The sequence below is a fragment of the Mobilicoccus pelagius NBRC 104925 genome, assembly GCF_000247995.1.
Classification (GTDB): domain Bacteria; phylum Actinomycetota; class Actinomycetes; order Actinomycetales; family Dermatophilaceae; genus Mobilicoccus; species Mobilicoccus pelagius.
Window position 1 is genome coordinate 1 of record NZ_BAFE01000001.1, and the last position, 22,536, is coordinate 22,536.

Genomic DNA, 22,536 nt, shown 5'->3' on the forward strand with positions numbered 1-22,536 from the left:
CGGTTCCGGTCGACCCTGTTCCAGGACGCGCTCACGCGGCGTGACTACGACTGTCACCTATACCTGCATCAGTCCCTTCCTCTATGGGTGGGTGCACGATGTCCACCCTGGCCTCCATGGCTCGCCGGAGCGCCTCGTGCACGTCATCAACGAAAACCGAGATGTCTGGATTCTCGGGCGCTGATGCCTCGCGCGTCGTCACGCTCACCTGGTGACCTTCATCGTCTGTCAGCTCGCGATCACCGGCCCAGGACGCGTCGTGGGCTGGGGTGAAGGCGCGGACTTGGACCACGCGGTCGAGCCCGGGAACGCGCCGGGCTTGTGCCGCCGGGCGGTGGACCTGATCGCTCAGACTTTCAGGCCTCGGGTGCTTAGGGCCAGGCCGGCCACGAGGAGCGCGGCCACACCGATGATCCCCAGTGGGGTGTCGATGAACAGGTTCATGGCGGCGGGGGTCTGGGGGGTCGCGACGATGGCGAGCACGGTGCCGAACTGGGAGTTCATCGTGCCGTGAGCGGCCGCTGCGGGTAGAGGGTTGCCGGCCGCCCTGTCGGTGAGGGCACCGAACAGCAGGGTCATCGCGATACACGGGAGTATGAACATCGCTACTGCGAGGTGTCGGGGCGCACCGGTGTAGTTGTGCCCGATGAGGACGATCGGCAAGTGCCACATCGCCCATATGACCCCGCCGGCGGCGGCAGCCCGCAGCCGCCCGAGCGGCCGCAACGCTGGCCACAACCAGCCCCGCCACCCGATCTCCTCCCCCAGGGCGAGGACGCACGTCACGAGCAGACCGGCGACGGCCGTCAACGCGACGAGACCGACGGCCTGCGCCGGACCGACCGGTGAGCCTGACGCCGCCGACATCTGCTCCAGGACGATGCGCATCCACGTCCCGCCGGTCAGGTCGCCCGGCACACCGCGCAGGATCATCGCGACCGCGGTCACGACGTGGACGGCCATCACCACCCCCACGGCCACCAGCGTCCACAGGAGTAGAGACCACCACCGACCTCGAAAGCGCAACCCCACCCGGGTCCGCCACGATGTCTTCTCCACCCCCTTGGCCAGGACCACCGAGGCGATCGCCGGGGTCCACATGCCCGCGCCGATCACCAGCGAGTACGAGGGGTGCCGCACCCCGCCCGGCAGCACCCAGAACGGGGCCGCGAACAGTGCGAACAGCCCGTAGGAGATCAGCATGAACACACCGACCCGCCGCCAGGGCACTCGGTCGTACTCGACCCGGGAGTCCCCACGGGAGCCTTGATCCGGGCTGTCGACGTCGGCGTTCGGCGGTGCGGTCGCTGGTTCGTCCGGCAGCTGAGTCATGTGTGGCAACGTTAGCCCACATGTTGCTTTTATCCAACGGAAATTGGATTCAATCCGACAGATCGTCATTGACATGCACTGCTGCTCTCCCTAAGTTGTCGGCCATGGCAGCGCGAGCACGGCGGGACGGAACCACTCGGCCGCTCCACAACCGAGTGCGCGTCCTGCGCGTCGAGGCGGGGATGTCGCGTGCGGAACTCGCTGCGCTCCTCGGCGTCAACCCGCAGACAGTCGGGGCACTGGAGCGCGGCGACCACTACCCGAGTCTGGATCTCGCGATGAGTGTCTGTGAGGTGTTCGACGTCCCGATCGAGGCGGCGTTCGCGCGTCGGCCGTTCGAATCGATCGCCGCCGGCTACCGGCGCGCCGGCGCTTCCGCCAATGGCGAGGAGGCACTGGCATGAGGGAGACCTCCCATCGCGCCCGCAGCCTGATGGTCGTCGCCGGAGGCGCGCTCGGCTGGTTCGTCTTCGTCATGGCGGTCATCACCGGCGAAGGCGCCTACGGCGGCCTCGGGCTGTTCGGGCTGATGACGTTAGCGGTCAGCTGGATCGCGGGCCGGGTCCTCACGCGCGACGTCGCCGAGCGTCGAGCCGAGCAGGTCGACGAGTACGAGTTCGAGCGGCGCAGCGGCGTCCGCGACATCGGTTACATGGTGGCCCTCGGGGCACTGATCCTGGGGTTTGTGCTGCTCGTCGTGGCGTTGAACCTGGCCGACCGGGGCGTCGTCGGCCTGATGCGCCGGAGCCCGCACCTGGCGCTCGCGGGCTATCTCATCGCCGCTTCCCTGCCCACCTTCCTCTTGGTGTGGCGTACCAGCGACGACGAACACGAGACCCACGAAGGAGTTCTGTGATGACGACACACCTGACGACCGGTGAGCTGACTCTCCCGGAGGCACTCATGGCGTTCCTCCACAACGACGAGGGGCAGGTGTACCAGTCGGCTCGACCGAAGCAACTCACCGCGGCCGCCGAGCTGGGCGAGATGCTCCTCCAGGGACAGGTGGGCGCCGCGGGCGACACGATCACCGTGGCCCCCGAGCCCGACGCTCCGACGCGTCCTTGGATGACGGACGCCGTCGCCGACCTGGGCGATACCCCGGTGAAGATCGACACCTGGATCCGTCGCCGACGCGACTCGCTCACGATCCAGCAGGAAGCAGCACAGGAGCAGGGCGTGCTGCACCATGATCGGGCGAAGCTCGCTGGCCTCGTCGGCTACGAGCGGCACATGGTCGACGACGCATTGCGGCAGAGCATCCTCGCTGAACTCGACGGGCCGGCGGCCCAGCAGGCGCCCCGGGTGGCCGCCTTGGCGAAACTGCTCACAACCCCCGCCCTGGCCAGGGTGCAGCGCTTCGACAAGAACCGCCAGGAGCGCCTCACGACACTGGCGAGCGCGGGCCACACACCCGTTCCCGGGCCACTGTTCACTGCCCTCGACTACGGCGTCGCCACGGCAATCGGCATCGGCATCCTGGGCAGCTGAGGACCGGGCGCCGGCACTCGGACTCGACCGCCCGTACCAGTCGCCGTCAGACGTATGGACCGGACCAGTGCACGAGCAGACCTGAGACACGATCGGGTCGGGGTCAACCGGCCCCACCCTCGGCGGTGACCGCGCCTCGTGAGTTCACGGCCACTGAGGCGACCAGCATGACCAGTGCGACGACCAGCATTGAGGCGCCGATCCACGGGGATGCTGCGAGCAGTGCGCCTCCCACAGGAGTAGTTGTCAAGACCTGTGGTTCGGAGTGTCAGGCCGCGTGAGCGTCTTCTCCTGATCCGGGGTCGTCGGGTCGTTCGACCAGGACGCCTTTGTGGAAGGTGACGCCGTTTCGGACGCGGGCGACGAGGGGGGTGCGTTCACGACCCGCCACCGGGATTGGGCGGATTGGATGAGTTCGAACGCCATCGCGACGCCGGCGGCCCGGCTTCCGGGGCCCTTGGTGACCCGCCGCCGGAGACGGACGGTGGCGAAGGTCGTGACCAACCTCTCCTGCCCTGGTCGCAACGGCCCGCTTTCCAGGCGATGGTGCACCGGGTCTACACCGGGCGAGGACACGCAATGGATAACGGGCTCTTCCCAATCAAGGGTGTAGGTGCTGTGTGAATCCGCCGGCTTCGAGGAGGCTGCGGGCGATGTAGTGGGTGAGGTTGCGGCAGCCCGATGTGATGCCGCGCAGGTGTTCCAGACGTCCGTTGATGGCCTCGGTGGGGCCGTTGCTCGTGCCGGGTGGGTCGAAGAACGCGAGCACGTCCTCGGCGCGTTTGTCCAGCGTCCGGCCCAGGCGGGCGATTTCGGCCAGCCCGGCCGGGACACCGCGAGCGAGGGAGTCGATCAGCGCGCTCATGGTGGCCCTCCCGACGGCGCGGTCGGGATCGCGATAGGCGGCGATCATCCGCCGGTACACACTCCAGGTGACCTCGACCGCGACGTGGCGTTCGTCGGCGAACACCTCCGCCAGGCGTGCCTTCTGAGGGTCGGTGAGCCGGTCGGCACCGGTGTGCAGAGTGCGTGGGGACGCGTACAGCGGGTCGCGGGCCCGGTCGCGGCGGCCGAAGATGTCCTGCTGGGTGCGCTGGCGGCATTCGTCCAGGGCGTCAGCGGCCAGGTGGACCACGTGGAACGGGTCCATCACGGCGGTGACGTGCGGGATCTCCTCTACAGCGGCGGTCTTGAAGCCTGTGAAGCCGTCCATGGCGACGACCTCGACCTGGTCCCGCCGCGTCTTGTCGCGGCCGGCGAGCCAGGTCTTGAAGGCGGCCTTGGAACGCCCTTCGACCATGTCCAGCAGGCGCGCCGTCCCCGTGCCGTCACGGACCGGGGTGAGGTCGATGATGACGGTGACGTACCTGTCCCCGCGACGAGTGTGACGCCAGACGTGCTCGTCCACACCGAGCACCTTCACTCCGTCGAAACGGGTGTCATCGCTGATCACAGGCCTGCGTCCCTCGTCGAGGACGGCGGTGTCGGCGGTGTCCCACGCGACCCCGAGCGCTTGAGTGATACGACTCATCGACAGGTGCGCGACCACGAGCCCTTCGAGTGCCCAGGCCAGCGCGGTCCGGGTCGGCTTGCCCCGTGGCGCGGCCGCGGACGTGGGGTCTTGACGCCACACGTGCCCGCACCCGATGCAGCGGTAGCGCCGTAGCCGTACCCGAGGTCGTTCAGACCGGTGAAGGTGGTCACATCAGGGGCCGTGAAGGTAGCGTCGAACACGTCGAGGTCGGACCCACACCCTTGATCGGGAAGAGCCACATTCCCCCGCAAGCGGGAGGTGCCCCCACCGAGCACGCCACCGCGGGAGGCAAGCCGTACCTGTGTGCGGTCAAGGGCGTCGGTTCGGGGCGGATCGTGCCATGGGACGCGTCGGAGCGGCCGGTGACAACGCCGCGATGGGCATCCTTCTTTGCCCTACTCCAGAAGAACGTCCTGGACCGGAGACGCTCCGACTGCTCCTCGACCTCCGACGCGGCCCTCTGGAGACCCGGGCGACGGGGAAGACCCGCATCTCGGGGGAGGACTCTGTGTAGGAAAAGCCACGCATAGTGCTCGAGTTGGCGTCGCTGGACAGCTTCCTCGCCACGCACGAGAAGGAACGTCTCTGCGCCCTGCGTCGATGCCCGGACCTGTCGACGTCGCGAGTGTGCGGAGATGGTGGGCCCGGCGCCCTCGATCTCACCGGGCCAGGGTCCGCCCCGCGGCTCGACCCGAGAAGAGGCATCCGCCGAGGAAGGTGCCTTCGAGGGCGTTGTAGCCGTGCACGCCGCCCCCGCCGAATCCTGCAACCTCGCCTGCCGCGTAGAGGCCGGGGATCGGGCGCCCCTCCGCGTCGAGCACCCGGGAGTCCAGGTCGGTCTGCAATCCGCCGAGGGTCTTGCGGGAGAGGATGTTGAGCCGGACGGCGATGAGGGGCCCGTGCGCGGGGTCGAGGATGCGGTGCGGGGCCGCCACCCGCACGCGTCGCTCCGTCCAGGCCCGTCGTGCGTTGTGGATGGCCATGACTTGCACGTCCTTGCTGAAGGGGTTGGTGATCTCGCGGTCCCTGGCCTGGATCTGACGGTCGAGGCCCGCCACTTCCAGGTGGGGGCCGCGCGAGAGTCGGTTCATGCCGTCGACGAGGGAATCGAGGTCGTCGGCGACGACGAAATCGATCCCGTTCCTCTTGAACGCCTCGATGGGGCCGGGCGCCCCCGAACTCAACCGGGTGCGTAGGAGCAGGCGCAGGTCGCGGCCCGTGATGTCGGGGTTCTGCTCCGAGCCCGAGAGTGCGAACTCCCGCTCGATGATCGTCTGCGTGAGCACGAACCACGAGTAGTCGTGTCCCGTGGCGAGGATCTGTGTCATGGCGCCGAGGGAGTCCGCGCCCGGTACACCGGACATCCCGGTGAGTCGCCGCCCCGTCGCGTCGAACCACATCGACGACGGACCGGGGAGGATCCGGATGCCGTGGTCGGGCCAGATCGGGTCCCACCCGTGGATGCCCTCGGTGTAGGCCCACATGCGGTCGCGGTTGACGAGCCGCCCGCCGGCGCGTTCAGCGATAGCGAGCATGCGTCCGTCCACGTGCGCCGGCACCCCGGCGATGAGGTGGGTGGGCGCCGGGCCCACCCGCTCGGTCGGCCACGAGCGCCGCATGGCCTCACGGTCGTGGCCGATGCCGCCCGAGGTCACGACGACCGCCGGCGCGCGGTGGGTGAACCGCCTGACGACCTCCCGGGAGCTCGCCACCCCACGTGCCGCGTCGTCCTCGACGAGCACCTCGCCCTGCACTCCGACGACCGCCCCGCCCTCTGTCAGGAGCTCGTCGACCCGATGACGGAAGGCGAACCGCACGAGTCCGCGCTTCTCGGCGGCCAGAACGGGCGTCGCGAACGCCTCGACGATGCCCGGCCCCGCACCCCACGTGAGGTGAAAGCGCGGCACCGAGTTACCGTGCCCGGTCGCGGATCCGTCGCCCCGCTCGGCCCATCCGACCACCGGCACGAGACGCACACCGACCCCCTGGAGGTAGTCGCGTTTGCCGCGGTGGGCCAACCGCACGTATGCCTCGGCCCACCGCGCCCCCCAGAGGTCCTCGTCCGAGAGCCTGTCGAACGCGGCCGATCCCGCCCAGTCCTGCACGGCGAGGTCGAGGGAGTCGCGGATGCCCGTGCGTCGCTGCTCCGGGCTGTCGACGAGGAACAACCCACCGAGCGACCAGAACGCCTGGCCGCCGAGGTTGTGCCTGTTCTCCTGATCGAGCACGAGTACTCGACGCCCCGCCTTGGTGAGCTCGTACGTCGCGACGAGCCCGGCGAGACCGGCTCCCACGACGACGACGTCGGGCGTGAACTCCTGCATGTCATCCATGCCCACTCCCTACCAGGTAAATGGTGACATTCCGCGCCGTTGCGCTCGTGCATCGCGCCGATCCGTCGGCCCGGGGAGGCCCGTGGAGAAGGCGCCTTCACACCGGCGAAAAGTGCGGCCGGACGTCTCGGGGTGGCCCGAGGCCCATCGCCGGGAGACGTCACAGATCCCGAGCTCGGCCCCTCGAGACGGGGCGGGAGGGAAGCCCTAGGGGTGTGGGAGCCCTGGCCTCCCTGCCACCTCGGCGGTCACCTCGGCACTCGACGGTGCCTTCGGTGGGGCCTGGTCGGTGCTCCAGGCGCGACCTCGACGGGGATCTCCGCGGAGAGGGTCCAGCCTTCGCGGAGGGGGAGTTCGTCGCCGCTCCAGAAGCGGCCGGGGTCGTACCAGTTCGAGGGGCGGCCGGGTTCGAGGATGCCCATCTCCTCGTAGGCGACGGCGACGAGTTCGGCGCAGTAGGCGGCTGCGGCGGTGCCCGTGGGGTCCTCGTGGGGGAACTCGCTGCGCAGTCGCCGGACGACGGCCATCGACGCCGACCGTCCCCGCAGCCACCGCCACGCGAGCTGGGAGGTGCGGGGGAACGAGGCGCCGTCCCACCGCGCGATCGTGCGCAGCAGGGCGTCCTCCATGTTGCGGGCCGGGACGGGATCGAGCTGCCGCATCCACGCCTGCTGCCCGTACACCTCCGACCAGCGCCGCACCGCCGCCTCCAGGTCGTGGAGCTGGGCACCGCGATGGTTCGTTCCCGTCCACAGGTCGGTGAGGGAACGACCGAGTTCGGCGTGCCACATCATCGGCGGCAGGTCGTCGAGGACGACGGCCATCCCCACATGATTCACCGGCGCGTTCGTGAGGACCCGGATCGCCCGGTCGGCACGCGACTCCCCCCGGAAGAGCCACAGGTCACCCGTGCGGGCGTTGTCGAGCGCTTCGGCGAGGGTCGTCGTCATACCTCCAGTGCATCACGAGCGTCGCCCAGTGGGGCGCCCGCTCTCGACCGGTGCAGCACCGACCGGGGTCGACGCCTGCGGAAGCAGGAGAATCGACGCCGTTCGCACCCCCTACGTGACTCCCCTCTGGGCCCCGCCGTTGAACAGACCCATGGCCGGAGCCACGTACCCCGAACTCCTGCGCACCCCCCTGCACAGGTGGTGGCGCCCCCTCGCGTCCGCAGCGGTCCTGCTGCCCCTCGCGGGAGTGATAACGCTGCTCGTCTACATCGTCTACTCCCTGGGGCTGACGCTCGCGGGAGTCCCGGTGCCCGCCCGGGAGCACTGGATGGACGACGTCTCGCTCCTCATGCCCTTCATGGGCCTGACGAACGCCTCGATGATCCTCGTGGCGCTCGCCGCCGTCGGGGCGGCACATCCGGTGAAGGCGCGGTTCCTCCACTCCGTCGAGGGACGCGTGCGGTGGCGGTGGCTGGGGCGGTGCGTCCTCGTACTGCTGCCGGTCGACATCGTCCTGGTGGCGGGGATCTTCCTCACCTCGGGCGTCTCTCCGGCCGACGTCACCGTCGACGGCGGGGCCGTCCGCCTCCTTCTGTCGGCGCTGCTCATCACCCCGTTCCAGGCCGCGGGTGAGGAGTACCTGTGCCGGGGGTGGATCCTGGCCTCCCTCGGGTCGTGGTTCCGACGCCCGGGCGGCGCGGTGGCCGTGGCGAGTGTGGTCTCGGGAACGGTGTTCGCCGCACTCCACGGCTCGATGGATCCGTGGATGTTCCTCGCCCTCGCGGCCGATGGGGCGATCCTCGTCGTGCTCACGTGGCGCACGGGTGGCCTGGAGGCGGCGGTCGCCCACCACGCCGTGCACAACGTCGTCCTCCTCGTGCCTGGGGCGCTCACCGGTGCCACGGAGGGGATGCTCGTCGACGAGACGTCGGCCGGTGTCCCCGCCGCTGTCCTCGTGACGACCCTGGTCAACGGCGCATTCGCGGCACTCCTGCTGTGGCAGGCATGTCGGGTGGGCATCGCCCGCACCGTCCCTGAGGCCATCGGCGCGACCCCGTGATCCCGAGGGGTCGACGTCGTGCCGCCCTGCGACACTCTCGTCATGGCCTCTCGCACGTCGACCACGACCGGTTCCTCCTTCATGCCGTCCGCCGGCACGTGGTGGAAGCTCCTCGGCGCCGCGGGAGTCGCCGGGCTCGTCGCCACGGGGGCACTCACCGTGCGGCAGGAACGGCGCCGCGCCGCCTACACCCCCGACGAGATCCGCGACCGCCTCCACCGGCGATACGAGGAGGCGGAGGCCGAACTCGCACGTCGTGAGGTCGTCCTCGACTCGACCGTCACCGCACCCCGCCCCTGGAACGAACGCCTCGACCTCGTCCTCCGCCGCCACCGTCACCAGCCGCCACCGTTCCTCGCCCGCCACCTCCCCGCCGAGCCCCGCGACCAGGCCTGAACCCGACCCTCGACCCTGCCGAGTCGGATCCCCGGTAGCGGCGGCTCACGGAAGGGGCAGCGGTGGCGCCTGCCGCGATCAGGCCCCGGTCTTGACACGCCGACGCCGCGCCCGCTCGTCGCGGCTGCGCTTCTCGAGGGGGTGGGCGAGCCAGAGGAGCGGCGTCATGACGACGAGCGCGACGAGGGCGACCCGGACGAGGTCCGTCACCGACCGGATCCCGAGGAACGGGTGATCGAACCACGACGCCACCCACGCCAGGAACGCGATCGAGACGACCCAGGCGACCGCCTGGCCCACCGCCCATCGCGTGCGCTCGCTCACGCCGGCTCTCCCCTCCGTCTCGTCCCATCCGACTCGTCGAGGTGTCGACGGCGCGTGGGGCACCTCCGCGCAGTACACCACCTGCGCGTTCCCTCGGGAGGCTCTGCAGTTCAGGGTTCGTCCAGTGGCCGCGGGTCGCGTTCCCCGTCGCGCACGAGCGGCCATGCCAGCCCGGTGACGAACAAGACCCCGAGGAAGAGCCACCGCCTTCCCCCGATGAGGGAGGCGCTCGTCGACCACCCGATCCCGAGCCCCATGATCAATCCCATCAGGTAGACGACCAGGGTCCACCGCCATTCCATCGAACGCATCGGTCTCCTCCTCCTCCCAGATGTCATCACACCATGCCGTCACACTGGAACCTCCGCCCCCGGATCCGGCCGGGGCCGACCTGAGGAGCACCATGGATCTCGAGTTCGACCCCACCGCCGCCGAACGACTCCAGCGCATCGTCGGCGAGGCGAATCAGAACGCCTACGACATCGTGCGCGGCATCCAGCGCCGCCTCGGTGAGGACGCCGACCCGCTCAGCCACCCCGAGGTCTCCGACGCGTTGAAGCAGGGCTTCGCCCGCAACTTCGCCGCGGTGCAGATGGGCCAGGCGATCCTCCTCTGCCTCGAGACCGGCGTGCCCGTCCGCGACGTCCTCGTCCTCCTCGACCTCGAAGGCCTCATGGAGCAGGAGAAGAGCTTCGACGACGAACTCGACGCCCTCCTCTCGGACGACGACGGGACCGCCTGACACCCTCCGCCGGGGGACGGGGACCCTGCTGTCGCACCCCTTCACTCCTGCCGCCCTGGCCGCATGCATTCCTTCCGTCGGGTCGACGGAGATCTCCCCGCGGGAAACCGCCGGAACGACGGACTCACTGCCGGGTTCGAGTGGTCGGGCAGCTCCACGCCCGCACGCGCGGTCGGCATGTGCGACCGAGTCGGTGGGGCGGACCCCGTCCCACCACACCTCGTGCCGCCTACAGTGACCGCGTGACCGAGAACTCCGCCGCCAGCGCACGTCATGCGTCCGAGAGGACGAAGGTCTTCCTCGACGAGAGCGAGATCCCGACGCACTGGTACAACATCGTCGCCGACCTGCCCACCCCGCCCGCGCCGCACCTGCACCCCGGCACGCGGGAGCCGATGACGGCCGACGACATGGCGGCGCTCTTCGCCCCAGGACTCATCGAGCAGGAGCTCAGCACGGAGCGGTGGATCGAGATCCCCGAGGCCGTCCAGGAGATCTACCGCCTGTGGCGGCCCTCGCCGCTGCACCGGGCCCGGCGTCTCGAGGAGGCGCTCGGCACGACCGCGCGGATGTACTACAAGTACGAGGGCGAGTCGCCCGTCGGCTCCCACAAGACGAACTCGGCCGTGCCGCAGGTGTACTTCAACAAGAACGCCGGCCGCACCCGCCTCACCACCGAGACCGGCGCCGGCCAGTGGGGTGCCGCGCTCGCGTTCGCGTCCCAGGTGTTCGGGCTCACCTGCGAGATCTTCCAGGTCCGCAACACGTACGAGAACAAGCCCTACCGCAGCCTCCTCATGCGGACGTTCGGTGCGCAGGTGCAGCCGTCGCCGTCGATGAACACCGCGGCCGGGCGCGATCTCAACGCCCGGTTCCCCGGCACGTCGGGCAGCCTCGGCATGGCGATCTCCGAGGCCGTCGAACTCGCACTCCAGGACCCGAACGCCTCCTACGCCCTCGGCTCCGTGCTCAACCACGTCGCCCTCCACCAGACCGTCATCGGTCAGGAGGCGATCCGCCAGTTCGCCGGATTCGGGGAGTCTCTGCCCGACCACCTCTTCGCCTGCGCGGGCGGCGGGTCCAACCTCGCCGGCATCGCGTTCCCGTTCATCCGGGAGAACCTCGAAGGGCGCGCGCACGTCGACGTCGTCGCGTGCGAACCGGCCGCCGCGCCGAGCATGACGCAGGGCGAGTTCCGTTACGACTTCGGCGATGTCTCCGGCACGACGCCGCTCATGAAGATGTACACGCTCGGCAACGAGTTCGTGCCCGACCCCGTCCACGCCGGCGGGCTCCGCTACCACGGCATGGCGCCGCTCGTGAGCCACTGCTACCACGAAGGCCTCGTGCGGGCCGTCGCGATCAAGCAGCGGGAGGCCTTCGAGGCCGGGGTGCTGTTCGCCCGCGCCGAGGGCATCGTCCGCGCCAGCGAGTCGACCCACGCCATCGCCGGCGCGCTGCGTCAGGCCCGTGCGGCGGCCGAGGACGGCACGAGCCCCGTCATCCTCATCGGCGTCTCCGGATCGGGCCAGCTCGACCTGCCCGCCTACGCCGAGTTCCTCTCCGGGGACATGCTCGACACGTGACGACGAGCACGTCGTGACGACGGGGCCGGTGGCGAGCGCCGCGCCCCGGTCACCCCTACGCCACTCGTGCACAGGTCATGCGCCGAGCGGTCACGTGTCCACGGGAGGTGACCACAGCGGGGTCGAGGGTGGGACGTCGTCGGAAGACTTCACGCATGACTCCCGTCGTCTTCTACCGCAGCACTCGTTCACTCGTGCTCGTCGGCCTGGCAACGATTGCCTTCTCGATGGTGGGCCTGTTCCTGCCCTTCCAGCACCCCTCCACCGTCTCCCACGCGAAACTCGTCGTGGCCGGTGTCGCGGGCCTCGTGTTCTCCCTGTTCTGCGCGGTGGGATGGGTGCGGCTGTGGCTGCACCGTCACGAACCCGCCCTCGTCGTCGACCACCTCGGTTTCACCGACGCGACGCGCACCGTCGGAGTGGGCCGGGTCGACTGGTCCGAGGTGCGCGGGATCCGCGTCGTCGAGCAAGACCGCGTGCGCCACGTGTGCGTCGATCTCGTCGACGACGAAGCCTTCCTGGCGAGGTTCTCCCCGCGCACCGCGGTGCTGATGCGCAAAAACATCGAGCTGCTGGGGACGCCGGCCGCCATCGCAGCCGCGGGCCTGGACAGGCCGTTCGGCGAAGTCGTCGTCACGATGGAGTCCGCCCTGGCCGCGTCGCGATGGTCGCACGGACGAGCCGCGGTGTGACACCTCGCAGTCATGGTGTCACTCCCGCCCATGCCCACCGCCCGGCCCAGACGCTCGAGGACACTCCGACACTCCGACACTCCGACACTCCGACACTCCGACACGCGGTGACCGCACGACGTCCACGCACGATGAACCCCGATCCGCAGCAGGCGGATCGGGGTTCGCCGTCACGGGCGGGGGTGCTCAGCCCCAGCAATGCTTGGAGGGGTTCCAGGGCGTCGTGCCCTGCTCCCGCAGCAGCTCGCGGGCAGCCGCGTCCTGCACGGACTTCGGCGCATGCTTGGCGCGGGGATAGCCCTTCGACGCCGACAGGCCACGCCAGGTGGAGTCGATCATCTGGTATGCGCCGGACGCCGAGGAGCGCGGGTTCTGGGCGCGGTAGTCGTCGCCGCTCTCGCCGCCGACGGCGCCGTCGTCGACCTCACCCACGATCCTCTCGTCGCCGGTCGTATCGCCGCCCACGGGGGCTGTGCCGTCGTCGTCTGCGTCGAGACGATCGTCCCCGCCTCCCTCGACTGGTGCCGGGAGGTGCGCGACTCCGACGTGGGCGCCGCGATCCTGCTCGTCGCCGACCATGCCGAGCCGGGCCTCGTCGTCTCCGCCCTCGACGCCGGCGCCGACGACTGCGTCACCCGTCCCGTCCGCCTCGGCGAGATCACCGCACGCGTGCGGGCCGTCGTCCGTCGCGGCGGGTCCCCCCGCCACGTGGAACTCCGGGTCGGATCCCTCCACCTCGACCCCGCCGCCCACCGCGTGTGGCGCGGGAACGAGGAGATCGACACGACCGCGACCGAGTTCGCGCTCCTCGCCGAACTCATGCGGCATTCCGGCCAGGTGCTCAGCCGCGCCGAACTCCTCGATCTCGTGTGGGGGCGGGAGGAGTCCGAGACGTCCAACGTCGTCGACCAGGCCGTCGCCCGCCTGCGGCGCCTCGTCGACGAACCCTTCGACCTCGCCACCCTCGAGACCGTCCGAGGCGTCGGGTACCGCCTCGTCGACGACGACACGACCGGAACGCCCTCGAGCAAGGGCACCGGTGGCGGCGACACGTGAGCGGGGGACGGTGGCTGCGCGTCAGTCCTCCGGCGGGTACGTGATCGTCGTGCCCTCGACGTGGGCGAAGGACGTGAGCTTCTCCGCGGTCACCTTGCCGGGGCCCATGATGTCGAGGACGCGCACGCCGCGGACGAGGAGCGCGTCGCCCACCATTGAGCGGTGACACCGCCAGGGCACCGCCTCGGCGCACATGACGACCGTCGGCGCCTCGGCCGCGAGCGTGAGGAGCTCCTCGACGGCCGTGCTGAACTCGGGGGTCTGCATGTAGTCGGCATAGCCGCGGAACGACGCGTTGCGCCAGCCGGTGTTGACGGAGTCCTTCGACGTGTGGCGCAGACCGCCGAGGCCGGGGAGGCGGACGTAGGCGATGCCCCGTGCCTCCAGGCCCGGCGGGAGGGTGTCTCGCCCGTACTGCGGGTTGTGCCGCGAGCCCGGCACGGTGCGGATGTCGACGAGACGGGTGATCCCGTGCTCCCGCAGCAGGTCCACGAACTCGTCGAGCGAACGTGTCGAATGCCCGATGGTCCACACGGTCGGTTCACTCATGACCCCCAGCATGCCGCGCGCTCGCGTCGCCACCGACGGGCCCTCCGGGTGCGGCGCGATCGCGCTCGCCGAGTGAATCCGCCTGACCGCGCATGCGATCGGCGGGTTCGGCCGGACATCGGGGGTGCCACTCGTCCCTCTTGCCTGCATCCGCGGCGTCGGTACACGCTCCCCGATGGGCAGAATGACGACACGTCGGCGGGCGTCGCCGACGCCAGGACGAGGGGTGGACGATGCGAGAGGTCGTGGTGGTCGCGGCTCTCGCCGCGCTGCTCGCCGGGTGTGCCGGCCCCGCCCCGCTCACCCCAGAGGAGCGTCGATCCTTGCATCCCACCCCCTCCGCTCCGCCGGAGACGCCCGTCCCCGCCCGTCACCTCGTCGGTCGCGAATACGTGAAGAACGGCGACGACGCGCAGGTGCTCGACCTCACCGTTCCCGGTGGCCACCTCGGCCCTCGGCCCGTCGTCGTGTTCGTCCACGGCGGCGGCTGGGAGAGCGGCAGCCGCAGCATGTGGGAGAGCAGCGAGGGGGCGAACTTCGCCGCGCTTCGGGCGCTCCTCCTCGAGCGCGGGTGGGCGACGGTGAGCGTCGACTACCGCCTCAGCGACACGGCCCGGATGCCCGCCCAGCTCCACGACGTCAAGGCCGCCGTGCGGTGGGTCCACGCCCACGCCGGTCGGTACGGCCTCGACCACGACCGCATCGCCGTCATGGGCGATTCCGCGGGCGGGCACCTCGCCCAGCTCCTCGGCACGACCCGCGGGCAGGCCGCCCACGAGGGCGACCTCGGTGTGAAGAACGGTGCCCGCAGCGACGTCGTCGCCGTCGTCAGCTACTACGGCGTCTCCGACCTGCGGCGCCTCGTCTCCGACCGTGTCGCCGCCGGGTGCGGGCAAGGATCGGCCGGAGCGACCTCCCCGGAGGGGCGCCTCCTCGGCGCAGACCCTGCTGCCTCCGCCGGGCGTGCGAGGGCGGACGCGGCGAGCCCCCTCACGTACGTCTCGTCCGAGGCCGCGCCGACGCTGATGTTCCACGGGAAACAGGACTGCGTCGTGCCCGCGGCCCAGTCGGAACGCACCGTCGCCGCCCTGCGTCGCGCCGGGGCATCCGCCGATCTCGTCCTCGTCGACGGCGCCCACCACGCCGACCCGGTCTTCTTCACCCGCCCCGAGCTGCAGCGACGCACCCTCGACTTCCTCGCCCAGCACGTCGAGGAGTGAGCGTGCGGCACCCCGTCGGCCCGTAGGGTGCCGGCATGATCGGAACCCCCGACATCGTCACGACCCTGCTCGTCCTCGTCGTGCCGTGGGCGATCACCCTCTTCGTCCTCCACTGGGTCATCCGCCTCGGCGTGCGCCACGGCGTGCTCGACGCGACCGCGGCCCGCGTGGCCCGATCCGCGATGCCGACGGGTTCCGTCCCGCCGTCCCGACCTCAGGGCTGACCGCCGCCCGCGACGCCGCAACTGCGCCCCGGGGTGGGCAGGACCGGACGTCGCCGACGATCTCCACCCGCTCGTCGGCCCGTCAGCCGAGCGAGATCCCCGAGTAGACGCCCGCGAGGGCGAGCGCCGAGAGGGTGACCCCGTCGCGCAGACGACCGGTGGCGATGAGCTCCTTCACCTCGGCGAGGGTGAACCAGCGGGTCGTCGCGACCTCCGGCTCGTCCTCGTCCTCGGCGTCGGACTCGGCGAACTCGAACGAGGCGAGGACGACGTCGACGGCCGCGCCGAACACGCCCACGTCGGGGTAGATCTCGCCGAGGTCGGCGACGAGGGACGCCTGCGCGCCGGTCTCCTCCCCGAACTCGCGGAGGGCGGACTCGGCGGGCGAGTCGTCCTCCTCGTCGACCATGCCGCTCGGCAGCTCCCACGCGCGGATGCCGGGGGTCGGGCGGACCTGCTCGACGAGGAGGATCCGCGGCTCGGGGCCGTCGCGGCGGACGCACACGCAGGCCGCGCCGGTGAGGCGCCCGTCGGTCTCGCCCATCCGCAACCGCAGGTTCGGGCGTTCCCAGCCGCCTCGGTGCGGATCGCGGACTCGACGCGCCAGTGGCCGTGGCGGTCGTCCTCCCACTCGGTGGTCCAGTCGAGGGGATCGCACGGCGGGGAGGTGCGCTGCCGGGCCGAACGGAGGGAATCACGACTCATGCGACCAGTGTCGACGCGTCGCCCGGCCGCGGCGAACCGGGTCGCAACGAAGGGGCGCGCCGCCACGAGGGGGCCGGCAGGAGGTCAGCGCACGGACCGGCGGAGGGCGGACGTCCACGCTGCCGTGAAGAGGCCGCCGAGTGCGCGGCATACGGGGACGGGGACGGCGAGGGCGAGGCGGGCGGCGAGGTCGCGGATGAGGTCGCGCAGCTCGATGATCCCCTCCGGGTCGAGGCCGTTCTGGGGTTCGTCGAGGACGAGGACCTCGGGGTCGGTGAGGAGCGCGATGCCGAGGGCGAGGCGGGCCTCCATGCCGGTGGAGAACGCGCGGGCCTTCGTGCGGGTCGTGACTTCACCAGGTCGCGGCAGCCGAACATGGGAGCGGTGGTCATGTCTCCAGCGTCGTCGCCGCAGGTCAGCGGCACATCCTGCCCGGGGAGGGTTCTGCGAGGGGTGGAACCGCCCGCCCTCCTGCCGTTGGAGGAGACGCGACGTCGCGGACCTCCGACCGCGGGCGGGTTCGAGGCGACGGGGACGGGGCGGCGTGGGCAAACGGCACGAACGACGGACCCACCATGACCGGCGCCGGCAGCGCCGCCCGTCGCCGCAGGTCGGGGGCGTGCCGCGACGCGCCCCTGGATCGAACCCGCCGTTCGTGTCGTTTCGGTCACCGGGGACCGTGCACCGGGTGGGTCAAGCGAGCCGCCCGTCGTCCGCAGATGCGGTTCTCCCCGTCGGCGCGATGCCAGTGACCTCGCCGCCGACTCACCCGTCCGACGGGGTCGTCGCTGCGGGTCGTTCAGCGGCGACCGGGTGCACGTGCGGCGCGCACGTATGCCCAGCAGGCCTGCACGGCGGCCAGGGCGAGGCAGGCGAGGGCGAACCCCCAGAGCACGCGCGCCGGCGTCGACTGCGTGCCGTCGGTGAACGGGGTCCACCACACCCAGGCGGCGAGGGCCAGGACGGCGATGCGGTAGACCATCGAGCGGCGGGCTCGGACGATCGGGCGCGGGGAGACCCGGGCGGCGTAGGCGGCGGGGCCGCCGAACTCCTCGACGAGAGGGGTGCCGGTGTGCGCGGCGTGGGTGCGGGCCTCGTCGAGAAGCCGACGTACCTGCGCCTCGGTGGTGTCGCCCCGGGTGCGGAGGATGCGGGCCAGCTCGCGGGTCCACGTCTCGTCGTCGGTCGGCGTGGGGCGCGACGTCCCGTCCTTCTCGGGGTCGGGCACGAACCGGCCGAGCAACCAGGCGAGCAACGCGTAGCCGGCGGCGAGAGGCAGATGCCACAGGATCGAGCCGTGCCCGAGGGGGTGCGGGTTCGTGAGGGCGAACAGCCCGGCGATGCCGGCCGATCCCAGGGCGACCACTCCTCCGGCGGCGGCCGCGCCGAGGCCGATGGAGTGTCGGGAGACGACGTGCTCCCAGGTCGTCAGCGCCCCGAGTGCCACCAGCGACCCGAGGAAGGGCAGCAGCACCCACGCGAGGGTCCAGTCGAGGGACCGGTCGCCCTGGAGCGCGCAGACGAGCGCGCACAGCAGTGTCACGCCGACGGCGGTGGCCGCGGCCACCTGCGTGAGTTCCCGCCACCGTGCGGGCTCGTCCCGGATGACGTCGGAGCCGTGGACCGCCCACTCCTCCATGCGGCCCCGGGCCCATTCGTCGGCCGGGCCGTAGAGCTCCTCCGGCCCCTCGCCGCTGCTGCGGACCAGGTCGAGCACCTGCCCCAGCGCCCGGTCGGCCGCGTCGGCGCTCACCTGCCCGCGCATCACGAGGGCGAACCAGGCGGCGGAGGCCCAGTCCTCGTCCTCGGCACGGTCGCGTGCGGCGCGGAACTCGTGGGGCTCGGCGCCGTGGACGTGTCGGCCACCGCCTTTGTCGGACGTTCCGTCGGTCATCGTTCCTCCTTCATCGTCGGTCATCGTTCCTCCTTCATCCGCGGCTCCGGCGACCGCTCGGTGGCGCCGGGCCCGTCGCCGAGGGCCTGCACCAGCGCGGCGAGTTCGTCGAGCTCGGTGGCGCGTCGGGCACGCCCGGTGTCGGTGATCGCGTAGGTCCGTCGCCCCGGGCCACCCGCCCCTTCCTCCCAGGTCGTCGTCACGTCGCCGGCCTCCTCGAGACGGGCGAGCACGGGGTAGAGGGAGCCTCCGCGCAGGCGTCCGAACCCTCGGTCCGCCAGCGCCTCGGCCAGGGCGTAGCCGTGTGCCGGGCCGTCCTCGAGGACCGTGAGCAGGGCGATCTCGAGGACCGCCCGCACCCAGGCCTGGGGCCACCGCGCCGGTACTTCGTTCACGTATCTAAGTACGCCACGTATCTAGTGGTGCGTCAAGGGCTGTGGGGAGATGACCACCAGGGGAGTGTCAGGGGAGCGCCACCGTGCCGGGGCCGGTGGCGACGAGGGCGACGGCGTGGGCGAGGACGACGAGGGCGACGCGGTCGCGGGTGTCGAGCTCGAGGAGCAGGTTGCCGACGTGGGTCTTCACCGTCGTCTGCGCGATGAAGAGGTCGGTCGCGATCTCGGCGTTGGTGCGTCCACGCCCGACGAGGCGCAACACCTCGACCTCGCGTGGGGTGAGCGACGCGATCGCCGCATCGGGCGCCGGGTCGTCCACCGGGTCGGGCGTAGGGGCGTCGTCGGTCGGTTCGGGTAGGACGTCCGGTCGCCGCAACGCCGCGAGCAACGCCGGCGCCGCCTGGCTCGCGACCACCGCCTCGCCCCGGTGGATCGCGCGGATCGCACCGACGACCTCACCCGGGTCGGAGTCCTTGAGGAGGAACCCCCGCGCCCCGGCGGAGACGGCACCGAGGACGAGTTCGTCGACGTCGAACGTCGTGAGGACGAGCACCCGCGGGCGGGGCAAGGCTCGGGGGTGGACGTTCTCGAGGTCGGCGGGGAGGCCCGGCGGGGTGGCTCCCCGTCCGAGGGTCTTCCGGATGGGGGTGCTGCGCGTGGGCCGTCGACGCGGCAGGCGCGCCGGCCGCGTCGACGGGGATGGCCGCGACGAACGCCCCGCCGAAGCCGACCTCCCCGGCACGACGGATACAGGGCCCGGGCGACCGTGTCGCGCGACGCGCGGTACGCGGCGCCACGGCCCGACGAGGGGGTGATCCGGCTACCGTTGACGTCTCATGTCTTCCACACCTGACGACGTCGCCCCCGCCCCGCGACCCAGGCGCCGGCGGGGCCGGATCGTGCTCGCGGTCCTCCTCGTCCTCCTCCTCGCGCTCGCGGGCGCCGGCCTGTGGGGGGTCCGCCACCTCTCGGGAAATCTCCGCACGGCCCCCGTCGGCGACGGTGGCGGCCGCCCCGCCACGGACTCGTGGGAGAACCGGCCCGTCGGCGTCCTCGTCATCGGCTCCGACGCGCGGGAGAGCGAGGCGGACTGCAAGCTCGGCGGTGCGTGCACCTCGACCGACACGAACGGCGACGTCATGCTGCTCGTCCATCTCGCCGCCGACCGATCGAACGCGACGGTGATGAGCATCCCCCGCGACACGATGGCCGAGCTGCCCACGTGCACCGACGCGAAGACGGGGACGACGATCCCGGCCCATCGCGGCATGATCAACAGCGCCCTCAAGGGTGGGCCGTCCTGCCAGGCCTCCGCCGTGCACCGGCTCACGGGCATCCCCGTCGACCACTTCGCGATGGTCGACTTCGAGGGCGTCGTCACGATGTCCGACGCGATCGGCGGGGTGCCGGTGTGCGTCGACGCCGACGTCTACGACACGTACTCCCACCTCAAGCTGTCGAAGGGCGAGCACACGCTCGTCGGCCCGGCGGCGTTGCAGTTCGTGCGGTCGCGGCACGCGTTCGGCGACGGCAGCGACCACGGCCGCACGCAGGCACAGCACCTCTTCCTCTCCTCGATGATCCGTGAGCTCAAGAGCGCCGGCACCCTCTCGGACCCGGTGGCGCTGTACCGGCTCGCCGACGCGGCGACGAAGGCCGTCACCGTGGACACCGGCCTCGGCAGCGTCGACAAGCTCGTCGGGCTCGCCGCCGAGGGCGGCAAGGTGCCGGCCGACCGCATCACGTTCACGACGATGCCGACGACGGCCGACCCGAAGGACCCCAACCGTCTCGTCCCCACGCCGGCGGCGAAGACGCTGTGGGCGAAGATCATCGCCGACGAGTCGCTGAGTCGGCCCGCCCCCACCGCGTCCTCCACGCCGGGCGCGACCGGAGCGAGCACGTCGTCCGGCGCATCCTCCCCCTCACCGTCCACCCCGTCGGAGTCGTCGAACTCCACCGAGGACTCCACGTCGGGATCGGGTTCGTCGCCGAGCCCCTCGGGCACGCGACGGGCGACGACCCCGGGATGTGCCGCGGTGAGCCCGTTCAAGACCGTCAAGATCGACGGCGTGCCGATGACCCCGTCCCGCGCCTACGAGGTCGGCACGAAGAAGGGCATCCCCGACTCCGACGCCGCCTCGTGAGCCCGGCGGGCCCGTCCACGGCCCGCGATGCCGCCGCGTCCCCCTGCATCTCCCGCACGTCTGTGTGAGATGGCGACGGATCTCCGTGCGTCCCGGGGCCTCCCACCTGCACGACGGGTACGGCTCGACGCCTTGGGGTAGGGGGGAGTGAATCACTCGCTTCGTGAGGAGAACCCATGACCACCGTTGCCGAATCCATCGTCGACGCCCTCGCCACACACGGCGTCACCCAGATGTGGGGCGTCGTCGGGGACGCCCTCAACCCCGTCACCGACGCGATCCGCAAGGACGACCGTGTCGAGTGGATCGGGGTGCGTCACGAGGAGGCCGCCGCGTTCGCCGTCTCGGCGCAGGCCCAGCTCGACGGCCGCATCGGCGTCTGCATGGGCACGGTCGGTCCGGGCAGCATCCACCTCCTCAACGGCCTCTACGACGCGAAGAAGTCCCACGCGCCCGTCCTCGCGATCTGCGGTCAGGTGCCGAGCGAGGAGATGGGGTCGGACTTCTTCCAGGAGGTCGACAACGACGTCCTCTTCGCCGACGTCGCCGTGTTCTGCGGCACCGTGACGAGCCCGTCGCAGATGCCGCTGCTGCTGGAGCAGGCCGTCAACGCCGCGTACGCGCACTCCGGCGTCGCCGTCCTCACCCTGCCGGGCGACCTCGGTGACATGGCGATTCCCGACGGTGCCCGGCCTGCGACGTTCGCGCCGAGCGCCCAGTGGGCGGCCGCTCCGGAGCGGCAGATCGCCGAGGCGGCGCGCGTCCTCCAGGACGCCGACAAGGTGACGCTCCTCGTCGGCAAGGGCGCCCAGGAGGGCCGCCAGGAGGTCCTCGACCTGGCCCGCACGCTGCAGGCGCCGATGGTCCTCAGCCTCAAGGCGAAGGAGGGCCTCGAGCACGACAACCCCTTCGAGGTGGGCCAGTCCGGTCTCATCGGCAACCCGGCCGCGGCCCACGCGATGGACGACTGCGACGTCCTCTTCCTCGTCGGCACCGACTTCCCCTACCGCGACTGGTACCCCACCGGCAAGACCGTGATCCAGCTCGACGCCCGCCAGGCGCACATCGGGCGGCGCACCGCCGTCGGTCACGCGCTCGTCGGTGACGTCGCCGAGACGCTGCGTCTCCTCAACCCGCGTCTCACGCCGGTGACGGACTCCTCCCACCTCCAGAAGGCGACGGGAGAGTACGCGTCGTGGAAGGACCGGCAGCGGGCCCTCGTCGACCCGGCGTACGAGAAGAAGTCGCTCATCGGCAAGGTGCGGGGCGTCTTCGACAACCCCGACGACCGGATCCGTCCCGAAATCCTCGCCGCCGCCGTCGACCGGCACGCCGCGCCCGACGCGATCCTCACGGCCGACACGGGCATGTCGACGGTGTGGCTGTCGCGGTTCGTCCACCTCGGCGCGGGCCGCCGACTGCTCGGCTCGTTCAACCTCGGGTCGATGGCGAACGCCATGCCGCAGGCGCTCGGCGCGCAGGCCCTCGACCGCAACCGGCAGGTCGTCTCGTTCAGCGGCGACGGCGGCCTCATGATGCTGCTGGGCGACCTGCGCACCGCCGTCACGTACGGGCTGAACGTCAAGGTCGTCGTCTTCGACAACGGCCGCCTCGGCATGGTCAAGCTCGAGCAGGAGCAGGGCGGACTGCCCGAGTGGGGCACCGAGCTCGACAACCCCGACATCGCCGCGGTCGCGACGGCCCTCGGTCTGCAGGCGCGCCGCGTCGAGAATCCGGGCGACGTCGACGAGGCGGTGCGGTGGGCGTTCGCCACCGACGGCCCCGTCCTCCTCGACGTCGTCACCAACCCGGAGGAGGTCTCGGTGCCGCCGAAGCCGACGATCTCGCAGGGGTGGGGCTTCGCGATCGCGAAGATGAAGGAGTCGATCGAGAGCCGTTGACCTGC

The 22,536-nt window shown here is 71.2% G+C and carries 25 protein-coding genes and 2 pseudogenes; 13 read left to right on the plus strand and 14 right to left on the minus strand.

The features are described 5' to 3' along the window. Positions 1–348: 348 nt before the first annotated feature. A complete protein-coding gene (locus tag MOPEL_RS00005) occupies positions 349–1,332 on the minus strand; it encodes a CPBP family intramembrane glutamic endopeptidase (protein ID WP_009480818.1) in 984 nt (327 codons plus the stop codon). 155 nt (positions 1,333–1,487) lie between these two features. On the opposite strand from MOPEL_RS00005, the gene MOPEL_RS00010 reads away from it, so the two are divergent. The 3 genes from MOPEL_RS00010 to MOPEL_RS17480 are packed head-to-tail and all read left to right on the plus strand — an operon-like array spanning position 1,488 to position 2,823. Beyond that, positions 1,488–1,736, plus strand: coding sequence for a helix-turn-helix transcriptional regulator (locus MOPEL_RS00010; RefSeq protein WP_009480819.1), 249 nt, complete (start codon positions 1,488–1,490; stop codon positions 1,734–1,736). Beyond that, positions 1,733–2,188 (plus strand): hypothetical protein, encoded by a 456-nt coding sequence (locus tag MOPEL_RS17475; RefSeq protein ID WP_009480820.1) that lies wholly within the window; start codon positions 1,733–1,735, stop codon positions 2,186–2,188. Before MOPEL_RS00010 ends, MOPEL_RS17475 begins: the two co-directional genes overlap by 4 nt. After that, positions 2,188–2,823 (plus strand): GPP34 family phosphoprotein, encoded by a 636-nt coding sequence (locus tag MOPEL_RS17480; protein WP_009480821.1) that lies wholly within the window; start codon positions 2,188–2,190, stop codon positions 2,821–2,823. The genes MOPEL_RS17475 and MOPEL_RS17480 overlap by 1 nt, the downstream gene beginning before the upstream one ends. A 268-nt stretch (positions 2,824–3,091) precedes the next feature. On the opposite strand, the pseudogene MOPEL_RS16305 reads toward MOPEL_RS17480, so the two are convergent. The 4 genes and pseudogenes from MOPEL_RS16305 to MOPEL_RS00035 all read right to left on the minus strand — a co-directional run. After that, positions 3,092–3,321: pseudogene (locus tag MOPEL_RS16305) on the minus strand (IS256 family transposase); the annotation flags it as partial. A gap of 103 nt (positions 3,322–3,424) precedes the next feature. After that, a pseudogene (locus tag MOPEL_RS00025) lies at positions 3,425–4,495 on the minus strand (ISL3 family transposase); the annotation flags it as partial. A 521-nt stretch (positions 4,496–5,016) separates the two neighbouring features. Then, positions 5,017–6,690 carry an FAD-binding dehydrogenase gene (locus tag MOPEL_RS00030; RefSeq protein ID WP_009480823.1) on the minus strand — a complete coding sequence of 558 codons (1,674 nt, stop codon included), beginning with the start codon at positions 6,688–6,690 and terminating at the stop codon, positions 5,017–5,019. 248 nt (positions 6,691–6,938) lie between these two features. Then, positions 6,939–7,640 carry a hypothetical protein gene (locus tag MOPEL_RS00035; RefSeq protein ID WP_009480824.1) on the minus strand — a complete coding sequence of 234 codons (702 nt, stop codon included), beginning with the start codon at positions 7,638–7,640 and terminating at the stop codon, positions 6,939–6,941. A 151-nt stretch (positions 7,641–7,791) separates the two neighbouring features. Between MOPEL_RS00035 and MOPEL_RS00040 the strand changes: the two genes are divergently transcribed. Further along, a complete protein-coding gene (locus tag MOPEL_RS00040; RefSeq protein WP_009480825.1) occupies positions 7,792–8,700 on the plus strand; it encodes a CPBP family intramembrane glutamic endopeptidase in 909 nt (302 codons plus the stop codon). Between the two features lie 42 nt (positions 8,701–8,742). Next, positions 8,743–9,096, plus strand: a complete 354-nt coding sequence (locus MOPEL_RS00045; RefSeq protein ID WP_141631084.1) for a hypothetical protein — start codon at positions 8,743–8,745, stop codon at positions 9,094–9,096. Positions 9,097–9,174: 78 nt separating this feature from the next. On the opposite strand, the gene MOPEL_RS00050 is transcribed toward MOPEL_RS00045, so the two are convergent. After that, positions 9,175–9,420 (minus strand): hypothetical protein, encoded by a 246-nt coding sequence (locus MOPEL_RS00050; RefSeq protein ID WP_009480827.1) that lies wholly within the window; start codon positions 9,418–9,420, stop codon positions 9,175–9,177. 110 nt (positions 9,421–9,530) lie between these two features. After that, a complete protein-coding gene (locus tag MOPEL_RS00055) occupies positions 9,531–9,731 on the minus strand; it encodes a hypothetical protein (RefSeq protein WP_009480828.1) in 201 nt (66 codons plus the stop codon). A 92-nt stretch (positions 9,732–9,823) separates the two neighbouring features. Between MOPEL_RS00055 and MOPEL_RS00060 the strand changes: the two genes are divergently transcribed. The 3 genes from MOPEL_RS00060 (at position 9,824) to MOPEL_RS00070 (ending at position 12,440) form a co-directional block, all read left to right on the plus strand. Beyond that, a complete protein-coding gene (locus MOPEL_RS00060; protein ID WP_009480829.1) occupies positions 9,824–10,162 on the plus strand; it encodes a hypothetical protein in 339 nt (112 codons plus the stop codon). A 242-nt stretch (positions 10,163–10,404) separates the two neighbouring features. Beyond that, on the plus strand, positions 10,405–11,748 hold the full coding sequence (locus MOPEL_RS00065) for a TrpB-like pyridoxal phosphate-dependent enzyme (RefSeq protein WP_009480830.1): 1,344 nt from the start codon (positions 10,405–10,407) through the stop codon (positions 11,746–11,748). Between the two features lie 155 nt (positions 11,749–11,903). Further along, entirely contained in the window at positions 11,904–12,440 is a 537-nt protein-coding gene (locus tag MOPEL_RS00070) for an STM3941 family protein (RefSeq protein WP_009480831.1), read from the plus strand. Positions 12,441–12,626: 186 nt separating this feature from the next. Here the strand turns inward: MOPEL_RS00070 and MOPEL_RS17485 are convergent, their stop codons facing one another. Beyond that, entirely contained in the window at positions 12,627–12,872 is a 246-nt protein-coding gene (locus MOPEL_RS17485) for a transglycosylase family protein (RefSeq protein ID WP_169316254.1), read from the minus strand. A 99-nt stretch (positions 12,873–12,971) separates the two neighbouring features. Between MOPEL_RS17485 and MOPEL_RS00080 the strand changes: the two genes are divergently transcribed. Then, positions 12,972–13,496 (plus strand): response regulator transcription factor, encoded by a 525-nt coding sequence (locus tag MOPEL_RS00080; RefSeq protein WP_009480833.1) that lies wholly within the window; start codon positions 12,972–12,974, stop codon positions 13,494–13,496. Between the two features lie 21 nt (positions 13,497–13,517). On the opposite strand, the gene MOPEL_RS00085 is transcribed toward MOPEL_RS00080, so the two are convergent. Continuing rightward, positions 13,518–14,045 carry a DUF488 domain-containing protein gene (locus tag MOPEL_RS00085; protein ID WP_040632148.1) on the minus strand — a complete coding sequence of 176 codons (528 nt, stop codon included), beginning with the start codon at positions 14,043–14,045 and terminating at the stop codon, positions 13,518–13,520. A gap of 233 nt (positions 14,046–14,278) precedes the next feature. Between MOPEL_RS00085 and MOPEL_RS00090 the strand changes: the two genes are divergently transcribed. Both MOPEL_RS00090 and MOPEL_RS00095 read left to right on the plus strand, forming a co-directional pair. Then, the gene (locus tag MOPEL_RS00090) at positions 14,279–15,265 is read left to right on the plus strand and encodes an alpha/beta hydrolase (RefSeq protein ID WP_009480835.1); all 987 of its coding nucleotides are present in this window, start codon (positions 14,279–14,281) and stop codon (positions 15,263–15,265) included. A gap of 35 nt (positions 15,266–15,300) precedes the next feature. Then, entirely contained in the window at positions 15,301–15,489 is a 189-nt protein-coding gene (locus MOPEL_RS00095; protein WP_009480836.1) for a hypothetical protein, read from the plus strand. An 82-nt stretch (positions 15,490–15,571) separates the two neighbouring features. Here MOPEL_RS00095 and MOPEL_RS00100 read toward each other — a convergent pair whose 3' ends face one another. The 5 genes from MOPEL_RS00100 to MOPEL_RS00120 form a co-directional block, all read right to left on the minus strand. Next, entirely contained in the window at positions 15,572–16,033 is a 462-nt protein-coding gene (locus MOPEL_RS00100) for an NUDIX hydrolase (RefSeq protein WP_009480837.1), read from the minus strand. Between the two features lie 245 nt (positions 16,034–16,278). Beyond that, the gene (locus tag MOPEL_RS19070) at positions 16,279–16,746 is read right to left on the minus strand and encodes an ATP-binding cassette domain-containing protein (protein ID WP_169316255.1); all 468 of its coding nucleotides are present in this window, start codon (positions 16,744–16,746) and stop codon (positions 16,279–16,281) included. 247 nt (positions 16,747–16,993) lie between these two features. Next, positions 16,994–18,088 (minus strand): hypothetical protein, encoded by a 1,095-nt coding sequence (locus MOPEL_RS00110; RefSeq protein WP_009480839.1) that lies wholly within the window; start codon positions 18,086–18,088, stop codon positions 16,994–16,996. Positions 18,089–18,108: 20 nt separating this feature from the next. Beyond that, complete coding sequence (locus tag MOPEL_RS00115; protein ID WP_009480840.1) at positions 18,109–18,483, minus strand: PadR family transcriptional regulator; 375 nt, start codon at positions 18,481–18,483, stop codon at positions 18,109–18,111. 67 nt (positions 18,484–18,550) lie between these two features. After that, complete coding sequence (locus tag MOPEL_RS00120) at positions 18,551–19,051, minus strand: LuxR C-terminal-related transcriptional regulator (RefSeq protein WP_141631087.1); 501 nt, start codon at positions 19,049–19,051, stop codon at positions 18,551–18,553. Positions 19,052–19,319: 268 nt separating this feature from the next. Between MOPEL_RS00120 and MOPEL_RS00125 the strand changes: the two genes are divergently transcribed. Both MOPEL_RS00125 and MOPEL_RS00130 read left to right on the plus strand, forming a co-directional pair. Further along, the gene (locus MOPEL_RS00125) at positions 19,320–20,630 is read left to right on the plus strand and encodes an LCP family protein (protein ID WP_083841655.1); all 1,311 of its coding nucleotides are present in this window, start codon (positions 19,320–19,322) and stop codon (positions 20,628–20,630) included. Between the two features lie 176 nt (positions 20,631–20,806). Further along, positions 20,807–22,531 carry a thiamine pyrophosphate-dependent enzyme gene (locus tag MOPEL_RS00130; protein WP_009480843.1) on the plus strand — a complete coding sequence of 575 codons (1,725 nt, stop codon included), beginning with the start codon at positions 20,807–20,809 and terminating at the stop codon, positions 22,529–22,531. Positions 22,532–22,536 lie beyond the last annotated feature (5 nt).

Bases quoted from the DNA above. Each gene is read 5' to 3' on its own strand.
- MOPEL_RS00040 (WP_009480825.1), top strand. From the start codon at position 7,792: ATGGCCGGAGCCACGTACCCCGAACTCCTGCGCACCCCCCTGCACAGG.
- MOPEL_RS00090 (WP_009480835.1), top strand. From the start codon at position 14,279: ATGCGAGAGGTCGTGGTGGTCGCGGCTCTCGCCGCGCTGCTCGCCGGG.
- MOPEL_RS00085 (WP_040632148.1), bottom strand. From the start codon at position 14,045: ATGAGTGAACCGACCGTGTGGACCATCGGGCATTCGACACGTTCGCTC.
- MOPEL_RS00125 (WP_083841655.1), top strand. From the start codon at position 19,320: ATGTCTTCCACACCTGACGACGTCGCCCCCGCCCCGCGACCCAGGCGC.
- MOPEL_RS00030 (WP_009480823.1), bottom strand. From the start codon at position 6,690: ATGGATGACATGCAGGAGTTCACGCCCGACGTCGTCGTCGTGGGAGCC.
- MOPEL_RS00005 (WP_009480818.1), bottom strand. From the start codon at position 1,332: ATGACTCAGCTGCCGGACGAACCAGCGACCGCACCGCCGAACGCCGAC.
- MOPEL_RS17475 (WP_009480820.1), top strand. From the start codon at position 1,733: ATGAGGGAGACCTCCCATCGCGCCCGCAGCCTGATGGTCGTCGCCGGA.
- MOPEL_RS00055 (WP_009480828.1), bottom strand. From the start codon at position 9,731: ATGCGTTCGATGGAATGGCGGTGGACCCTGGTCGTCTACCTGATGGGA.
- MOPEL_RS17480 (WP_009480821.1), top strand. From the start codon at position 2,188: ATGACGACACACCTGACGACCGGTGAGCTGACTCTCCCGGAGGCACTC.
- MOPEL_RS00060 (WP_009480829.1), top strand. From the start codon at position 9,824: ATGGATCTCGAGTTCGACCCCACCGCCGCCGAACGACTCCAGCGCATC.
- MOPEL_RS00110 (WP_009480839.1), bottom strand. From the start codon at position 18,088: ATGACCGACGGAACGTCCGACAAAGGCGGTGGCCGACACGTCCACGGC.
- MOPEL_RS00100 (WP_009480837.1), bottom strand. From the start codon at position 16,033: ATGGGCGAGACCGACGGGCGCCTCACCGGCGCGGCCTGCGTGTGCGTC.
- MOPEL_RS00130 (WP_009480843.1), top strand. From the start codon at position 20,807: ATGACCACCGTTGCCGAATCCATCGTCGACGCCCTCGCCACACACGGC.
- MOPEL_RS00070 (WP_009480831.1), top strand. From the start codon at position 11,904: ATGACTCCCGTCGTCTTCTACCGCAGCACTCGTTCACTCGTGCTCGTC.
- MOPEL_RS00035 (WP_009480824.1), bottom strand. From the start codon at position 7,640: ATGACGACGACCCTCGCCGAAGCGCTCGACAACGCCCGCACGGGTGAC.
- MOPEL_RS00095 (WP_009480836.1), top strand. From the start codon at position 15,301: ATGATCGGAACCCCCGACATCGTCACGACCCTGCTCGTCCTCGTCGTG.
- MOPEL_RS00045 (WP_141631084.1), top strand. From the start codon at position 8,743: ATGGCCTCTCGCACGTCGACCACGACCGGTTCCTCCTTCATGCCGTCC.